This window comes from Vibrio zhanjiangensis, from assembly GCF_030161235.1.
GTDB lineage: Bacteria > Pseudomonadota > Gammaproteobacteria > Enterobacterales > Vibrionaceae > Vibrio > Vibrio zhanjiangensis.
The window spans coordinates 258,679-265,838 of sequence record NZ_BSPW01000024.1 but is presented as its reverse complement, the minus strand read 5'-3'; the positions used below and the strand labels follow the sequence as shown (position 1 = coordinate 265,838).

At 40.3% G+C, this 7,160-nt stretch carries 9 protein-coding genes; 1 reads left to right on the top strand and 8 read right to left on the bottom strand.

Annotated elements, in window-relative coordinates:
• The first annotated feature begins 65 nt into the window (after nucleotides 1-65).
• Entirely contained in the window at nucleotides 66-869 is an 804-nt protein-coding gene (locus QQK21_RS07960; protein WP_284191661.1) for an acetate and sugar kinases/Hsc70/actin family protein, read from the top strand.
• Nucleotides 870-945: 76 nt separating this feature from the next.
• On the opposite strand, the gene QQK21_RS07955 is transcribed toward QQK21_RS07960, so the two are convergent.
• The 8 genes from QQK21_RS07955 to QQK21_RS07920 all read right to left on the bottom strand — a co-directional run bounded on the left by QQK21_RS07955 (nucleotide 946) and on the right by QQK21_RS07920 (nucleotide 6,811).
• Entirely contained in the window at nucleotides 946-1,221 is a 276-nt protein-coding gene (locus QQK21_RS07955; RefSeq protein ID WP_284191660.1) for a hypothetical protein, read from the bottom strand.
• Nucleotides 1,218-1,778 (bottom strand): DUF3289 family protein, encoded by a 561-nt coding sequence (locus QQK21_RS07950; protein WP_284191659.1) that lies wholly within the window; start codon nucleotides 1,776-1,778, stop codon nucleotides 1,218-1,220. The genes QQK21_RS07955 and QQK21_RS07950 overlap by 4 nt, the downstream gene beginning before the upstream one ends.
• 138 nt (nucleotides 1,779-1,916) lie before the next feature.
• On the bottom strand, nucleotides 1,917-2,216 hold the full coding sequence (locus tag QQK21_RS07945) for a hypothetical protein (protein ID WP_284191658.1): 300 nt from the start codon (nucleotides 2,214-2,216) through the stop codon (nucleotides 1,917-1,919).
• Between the two features lie 68 nt (nucleotides 2,217-2,284).
• Nucleotides 2,285-2,563 carry a hypothetical protein gene (locus tag QQK21_RS07940; RefSeq protein ID WP_284191657.1) on the bottom strand — a complete coding sequence of 93 codons (279 nt, stop codon included), beginning with the start codon at nucleotides 2,561-2,563 and terminating at the stop codon, nucleotides 2,285-2,287.
• Nucleotides 2,560-3,579, bottom strand: a complete 1,020-nt coding sequence (locus QQK21_RS07935; protein ID WP_284191656.1) for a DUF3289 family protein — start codon at nucleotides 3,577-3,579, stop codon at nucleotides 2,560-2,562. Before QQK21_RS07935 ends, QQK21_RS07940 begins: the two co-directional genes overlap by 4 nt.
• Before the next feature lie 370 nt (nucleotides 3,580-3,949).
• Nucleotides 3,950-4,222: a bacteriocin immunity protein gene (locus QQK21_RS07930; RefSeq protein ID WP_284191655.1), complete on the bottom strand. Its 273-nt coding sequence runs from the start codon at nucleotides 4,220-4,222 to the stop codon at nucleotides 3,950-3,952.
• Between the two features lie 14 nt (nucleotides 4,223-4,236).
• Nucleotides 4,237-4,515 carry a bacteriocin immunity protein gene (locus QQK21_RS07925; RefSeq protein WP_284191654.1) on the bottom strand — a complete coding sequence of 93 codons (279 nt, stop codon included), beginning with the start codon at nucleotides 4,513-4,515 and terminating at the stop codon, nucleotides 4,237-4,239.
• A gap of 1 nt (nucleotide 4,516) precedes the next feature.
• Entirely contained in the window at nucleotides 4,517-6,811 is a 2,295-nt protein-coding gene (locus QQK21_RS07920; protein WP_284191653.1) for an S-type pyocin domain-containing protein, read from the bottom strand.
• Nucleotides 6,812-7,160: the final 349 nt, after the last annotated feature.

The following is a 7,160-nucleotide window of genomic DNA, read 5'->3' as shown; positions in this document are numbered from 1 at the left end:
TAAACCGAAATGGGTGATCGGATAATCCCGAAATAACTGATCGGAATGCTCCGAAATATGCAGGGATGCGAACCATTTCTGCTACACAAAGAAACTGGGTCAACCAGCGAATCCAAGAGGCTCTTGCCAAACGTTTTCCAAAAGCCGACATAAAGGTTAAAACAATCACGGGCCAAGTAGAAGGGGCATATGCTTGGCTAACCGCCAACTATATTAATGGCTCGTTTATCCACAATCAAAAAACCACGGGCATCATGGATCTAGGCGGCGCGTCGACCCAAATAACTTATGCAAGCCAAACCGGAGATAAGCTTTTCAAGGTTGCGGTAGGTAATCAAGAGTTCACCCTTTCTTCGACCAGCTATCTTGGTCTCGGTCAAAACTTGGCAATCAGCCAATACCTCAACCAATCTGCATGTTTTCCCAAAAACTACCCGTTACCCAACGGTCTAAAAGGAACTGGAGAGTTTGATGAATGCGCAGCAAAAATTGAACCGCTGATAAACCGCGTCCATAGTGTCAACACAGGCACATCAAGGCCAGAGAAAAACTCAGCTTTTTATGCCATCAGCAGCTTCTTTTATACTGGCTCTGAACTTGGAATAAACGATACTTTTAGCCTAAGTAACCTTGAGGCAGTCGGCAGAGATTTCTGCTCCCAACAATGGTCAGATGTAGAGCAAGGTAAATCACATTACCTGTACACACCTCATGTTTATGCCAACTGCTTTGCCGCTGCCTATCAGCATGCTTTGCTCAGTAAAGGCTACCAGCTTGCCGACGATACAAACAACATCAAAGTGTTAAATGAGCTCAACGGCAAAGCCATCAGCTGGACACTTGGCCCAGTCCTCGCACCGGATTTATGAGGATTGAGGAAAGTTTAAGAACCAAATACAACAAACCCCAGCAGTGCTGGGGTTTGTTGCAAAGATAATAATCATCCTAAATACGCAGGTAAACCCAAAAACCAAAGCCAAGGATCATATAAGCTGCAAACCACCACCAAAGTTTTTTGTAGGCTGTATATAGCGAACCGATAAAAAAACTTAAAGGAGTAATTATAAGCCAAAAGATCGGAACCAATAACCCATCCACCCAAGGTGGGTAATTATTTATAGCTGGTCTTGGGATGTTTCCATTAAAAACCATGCTATCCCAAATCAAAATATACCAACATAAGGGCAACAACAAAAGTGAATAGCGAATAAAAGTCATCATAAAGAAAAATCCATTTTTGTGATAAATGGTTTGTATCCATATCCTTTAAAATGTTGAAGCAAATACCAAGAACGAAAACCGCTAATTAACTCAAAAGGCTTATCTCCATTCATTGGATTGTTATTGATATCTTTTTTATCTAAACCGAAATAATCTTGAACTTCATACTTAAAAAAACCTCGAATTTGACTTCCTTTGTATTCAAGTTGTTCAACATAAACACGCATAGACCAAATGCCATGAACATTAAGAACTGTTCCATCAAAAAGGTTCTTATGAGGATCTAAAATATCCCCAACCAAAAATTGTGGTAGCGGTTTACCTTTTGAAGACATCATGTATTGACTCGAAATACCAATAATATCATCGGGTAACTTACCATTTTTAAGACTCTCTTCTAAACACTTTTTTAGAGCCTGATGAAAATTAGCGGTTGTTTCGTGCTCCTTTAGTGCACTAGTTAACGATGGATTACTGTAATAACCGCCCTCGTTACGCTCAAACTTATCGACCATTTCAAAAAAGATATCTTTAGACCAATAATGGGAAGTTACCACCTACAGGTTTCCACTCTTCAGCCAATTTACGCTCAGCAAGAACGCGCTCTCTGTTTTCAGCTCAGCGTTTCTCATCTTTAGCGGTATAGGTTCATTAAACTAAAATAGTGGAGTTTTATAGTAAAGATAACAATCATCCTAAATACGCAAGTAAACCCAAAAACCAAAGCCAAGGATCATATAAGCTGCAAACCACCACCAAAGCTTTTTACACACTGTGTATATTGAACCGATAAAAAACATAATCGGCGTTCCAATAAACATCAAGAATGGTATTAAAGAACTTGGAAGAAGCCCTATAGAAGGAGGATCTTCGGGGTGAGGAAAAGAATCATAAAACAGACCATTAATATGCAGTTCAAAACCAAAAGCAATAGTGAGCCATAGATATAAAAACCATATCAAAGGAATAAAAAGTAAAGTATATCTATGAACCACATTCCTTACCTCAATAGACTTTCATTAAACTAAAATAGTGGAGTTTTATAGTAAAGATAACAATCATCCTAAATACGCAAGTAAACCCAAAAACCAAAGCCAAGGATCATATAAGCAGCAAACCACCACCAAAGTTTTTTGTAGGCTGTATATGCAGAGCCTACAAAGAAACTTAAAGGCATTACAACAAGTAATAAAATAGGACCAATAATATCTTCTACCCATGCCGGATAATTATAATCACTATTCAACCTTGGAATACCCAAATGTAAAACCATGCTATCCCAAACTAAGACATAGCAATAAAGAGGTATAAATAAAAAAATAAATTTAATATATTTAATCATAATTCGAAACTTATTTCAGTTATAAAAGGTTTGATTCCATAGCCTTTATAATGCTGTAAAATATACCAAGACCTGAAACCCTCTAACCATTCATAAGGCTTGCCGTCATTTTCTTTGACATCATCAAATGAATTATGATCGATATCTCTAACATCTAAGCCAAAATGGTCTTGAATCTCGTACCTAAACTTCCCTCTAACTTGTCTTCCTTTATATTCAAGCATTTCCACATAAACCTTCATTGACCAAATACCGTGAACTGATAAAACCGTTCCATCGGAAAGGTTAGGATGAGGGTCTAACTTAATAGGACTTCCAACTAAGAACCGAGGTAAAGGTTTACCTTTTGAAGACATCATGTATTGGCTTGAAATACCAAGAATATCATCGGGTAACTTACCGTTTTTAAGACTCTCTTCTAAACACTTTTTTAGAGCCTGATGAAAATTAGCGGTTGTTTCGTGCTCCTTTAGTGCACTAGTTAACGATGGGTTACTGTAATAACCGCCCTCGTTACGCTCAAACTTATCGACCATTTCAAAAAAGATATCTTTAGTTTCTCCTTTTGTTGAAAAGCCAATCCCTAAAGCAACATCATTTGCCAAACTACGCATACGCTCGAAATGTTCACTTACAGGCAAAGTAAATTGGTCTTCACCAAAAACAGCAATATCTGTGAAAGGTAAATTTATGGAATTATCTTCAAAAGGAGTCATTAAACCATATTGTTCAATTTCCTCTTTGGTCTCATCACCAAAAGTCATGTCAGGCGCATCAAAATCATCCATTTTGTTTTGTGTTTGATAGACCAATAATGGGAAGTTGCCCTCTACAGGTTTCCACTCTTCAGCCAATTTACGCTCAGCAAGAACGCGCTCTCTGTTTTCAGCCCAGCGTTGATAATCCTTAGCGGTGTAAGTTAGTTCCGCTCTGCGTTCTTGACGTTGACGCTCCGCTCTTTCTCTTGTGGTTTCTTGCCTTTCTTCAGGGGCATATGGGAAAGATTCATATCGCATTTCAGTTCTCCCACACGAAAATAAAGGCGATGATACCAATAGTTTCAGTAAGTTATAACCTCCTATAAGGCATTTTTATACATTAATCAGCCAAATAGTTATTTTGACTATCAAAACGCTCTAAGTGACAATTTTAGTTGCTATCTTCGAGGGCAAACTCGGCTAAAGTAGGATGTACTTACGAATTGGACATGATACGGTTTAACGGAATTGGCTAGATTACGGATAAGATTAGGAAGAGCACAAGAAAGACTTGACCCATCTTCCTGCCTGGGTAACTAAAAGCCATAATGGGAAGCTAATAGGCTTCCCATTGCTTTTGCCTCGACGAATCTGTGTGAACGTATACGCTTACTGTAATTAAAGAGAGCTAACTCTTAAAACAAGGTAACCCCTGAGACAAACGCCATTCTTTGACAATCCTAACAATATTTTCTGGTGTCCCATCTTCAGGAGTATTTGGGTAATAAATTAGGTCAGAGCCGTCTGGGTGGCCTGTCATTTTTTCAAAATGTAAAACCGCATCGATATGTTCTTGTTCAGTAGAATAATCGTCAACACAAATCCTATTAACTAATTGAAAAAACTCAACTTCGGTGTAATTGGATATCGAAAGCTTCAACTGCATAATCAGATACATCATTCCTATAGCTATTTCTAATTTTTAAAACACTGAATTCCTTGTTTTTTATACCAACTCTTTATCTCTTCGATAACACCACGAGGTGAGTCTTCTCTTTCAGCAGTAGGGTGGAATATCAACCCATTTCCTTCAGGATGGTCAACGATATTTGCAAAATGTTCTGCTAACTTGGAGATATGTTTATCGTATTCATGATTTGGTAAATCATTTGTATCAGTGTCTTCAAAAAAATCTTCAAGTAATCGATAAAACTCGGATTCAGTGTAGTCTTGCAGTTGGTCTTTCAATTCCATATTACGAGCCTCTATGTATATCTATATGCCTTTTGGGTGTTACAATGCATAGATTATCTATATCATACACTTTGCCACCATACTGTATTTCTTCTTTATGGTGAATTTCATATCTTTGTCTTCCACCAACTTGATCTTCTGGGATTGAGAATGGAGCACATCCCCTCTTAATTAGTCTCTGATTAGAGCGACTAAATTGACTTAAAAGAGACGAGTCTTCTGCAATCGCACTCCAAAATGCTTCTCTAAACGCATCAAAGCTGCTGAACTCTTTACCTCTAAGCTTATCCGCAATTTGTGATGGAACTGGTGCCCCTAGCCCTTCACTAGCTTTCTCCAGCCATATACCTGTGACATCTTCCCCGCTCCCAGTGACTACCCCAGACTCATCACGCGCTGTTTTCCGGAAAACTAGGTAAAGAGGTGGCAATCCTGAATCCGCTGGGAAAGTCACTAGATATTCAGCGAGATCTTCCTCAGGATAGAGAATTGTACCTATTTCTTGCTGATGTTCTTCAATTGGGCGCACCCAAATATTGTGAACATCGAGCTGATCATTTTCGGGTAATACCGTATCGGGTGTTAGCCTATCCGTTGAGCCATCGGGTGTCCACGTTATACTAATGCCATTGTCTAACTGAGCAACAAAATTTTGCCCTTGCTGAACGGCCTCACGCTTTGCGACCAGACCACCATATGGACTGCCTTCACCCGTTTTAATGCCCACCACCTGCTGTTTGCCATTTTCATCTTGGTACATATTGAAACGTACACGCATGGTCTTGGCGTCACTGGTGGCAAAATCTGAGTTCCCCGTTAAGGTGCTATCTCCCGGCAGAGAAGGCCATAAGGCAGCGACTAAAAAGCCCCCCATCCGCGCAAAACCAGCCAATACTTCTCCTGAAATTGACCATGTCCCTAGGGTATTGCTGGTACTAGTGCTAAGAATACCTAGGTTGGTCGTCGCAGAATTGGCAGGAATCGCGAATAAAGCCGCCTTACCATAATCAGTTGCTTTGGACGCGGTTGTGATTGTAGTTAAGTTGGCAACAGACACTTCTTTGCCAAACAATTTCTCGCTATTGATTGCTTTAAACTGCGTTCCTGAAATCAATAATTCTGAGTAATCGTAATGAGTGTTCGCGGCGCAGTTGTAGATGCAAGGTGAGAGAGGCGGCAGCGCGGTTTCTGGTTCAAACGATTGCTCAGGTTTCGCGGCTGGACGCTCAGCGACAGACTGTTTTGGCGCTGCGAGCAATTCTTGAGTATCCAGCTTGATACCGTGCTCTGAAATCCAGTCATCATTGAGGTTATCTAGCTGTTCTCGCGTAATTTGCTGCTCAAGATAAATCAGGCTCTGGCTTTCAACTTCTTGGCCTGCTAGCTTCCAATAAACTAAAATCGCATTTTGCAGGCGATTGTAGCCCTGTTCATCATTTAAGTTTTCATGAGTAGAACAGGTGGCGTAAAATGCCCATTTCCCCTCACCAAGCAGCTTATACTCTTGCACTAATCGGTTATTGTAAAAATGGTAGTAGTAGCCTTCGGTAGGCAGGCCTAAACGCTCCCCTAACTGGACGGATGGAACCACAGGGATAAAGGCTTCTTGAACCACACCAGAGCCTATTGGGTTCACTTGAACATTGTCAGGTAGGCTGATACCCATGGAATAATCAGCCACTTTAACCACTAATTTCTTCGGCTCATCAAAGGCCGTGTGAGCAATGTATTTGGTGCCGTGCTCAGTGGATTCTTTTTGCCAGCGAGCAATCATCGCCTCTTGTTTGGTCTTAGCCAGTTGAAACGCGCAGCCTACACTCTTTTTAAGCGTTTCATCGGAGCAAGCGATTTCAAAACAATATTCGTATTTAAGCTTGGGCGGCGCATCAGAAGTGTCCGGTTTGACCGGCTCTGGAACATAAATGTCATCGATGCTTGGTGCATAGGCAGCGCTACTCGAAACTGCTGACCTACCTGCCGCTCCCCTAGACACGTTAGCTCTAGAGAGGAAAGCATTTTTTGCTTCAGGTAATAAGGCTTGTTGCCCTTCAGTGGTTAAACGCCATGTTTTGCCTGTTCCATCTCTTTGCATCACAGGCTTTGCAGGCGAATCCGTCAATAGCGCCAATTCACCGCTTTTGAGCTTATCTTTAAAGTGAGAGAAATTCATCCCATGCGGGACAACAGTGCCGACTGCCTTTTCAGTTAATCTTTCAATGTCCCCTTCGACTTGCGCAAACTCATGCGTCATCAGTTCAGTTAGCCGTATTACTCTATAAGTCACAGTTACATCCATACGTCACTTTTTAATGCGGCGTATTCTACCCAATTAATCAGTAATACAGGATTTACAACCAGTTATTAAAACTGTGAATGACAAACAATGTGAGTTTAATCTACTTAAACACCGATAAAAATAACCAATACATCAGTAAATGCACGCGCCAGTGCGCCAATTTTTGATTGTTTCAGAGACTAATGGTGAGATTGTTCTTTATATTACTTTCTTAACTATAAATGTTGTTCGCTAGTTATTGAGTTAGCATTATTCTTTATCTGGTTTTTGGGGCAGTTTTAGATATCAATACGCTACTGATTAATATTGAAGCCATTACATTTAACAAACATACAGTATGCAGAGTGAC

Excerpts from the sequence above, each read along its gene's own strand:
- QQK21_RS07935 (WP_284191656.1), bottom strand. The coding sequence starts at position 3,579 with ATGCGATATGAATCTTTCCCATATGCCCCTGAAGAAAGGCAAGAAACC.
- QQK21_RS07940 (WP_284191657.1), bottom strand. The coding sequence starts at position 2,563 with ATGATTAAATATATTAAATTTATTTTTTTATTTATACCTCTTTATTGC.
- QQK21_RS07960 (WP_284191661.1), top strand. The coding sequence starts at position 66 with ATGCGAACCATTTCTGCTACACAAAGAAACTGGGTCAACCAGCGAATC.
- QQK21_RS07930 (WP_284191655.1), bottom strand. The coding sequence starts at position 4,222 with ATGATGTATCTGATTATGCAGTTGAAGCTTTCGATATCCAATTACACC.
- QQK21_RS07925 (WP_284191654.1), bottom strand. The coding sequence starts at position 4,515 with ATGGAATTGAAAGACCAACTGCAAGACTACACTGAATCCGAGTTTTAT.
- QQK21_RS07955 (WP_284191660.1), bottom strand. The coding sequence starts at position 1,221 with ATGATGACTTTTATTCGCTATTCACTTTTGTTGTTGCCCTTATGTTGG.
- QQK21_RS07920 (WP_284191653.1), bottom strand. The coding sequence starts at position 6,811 with ATGGATGTAACTGTGACTTATAGAGTAATACGGCTAACTGAACTGATG.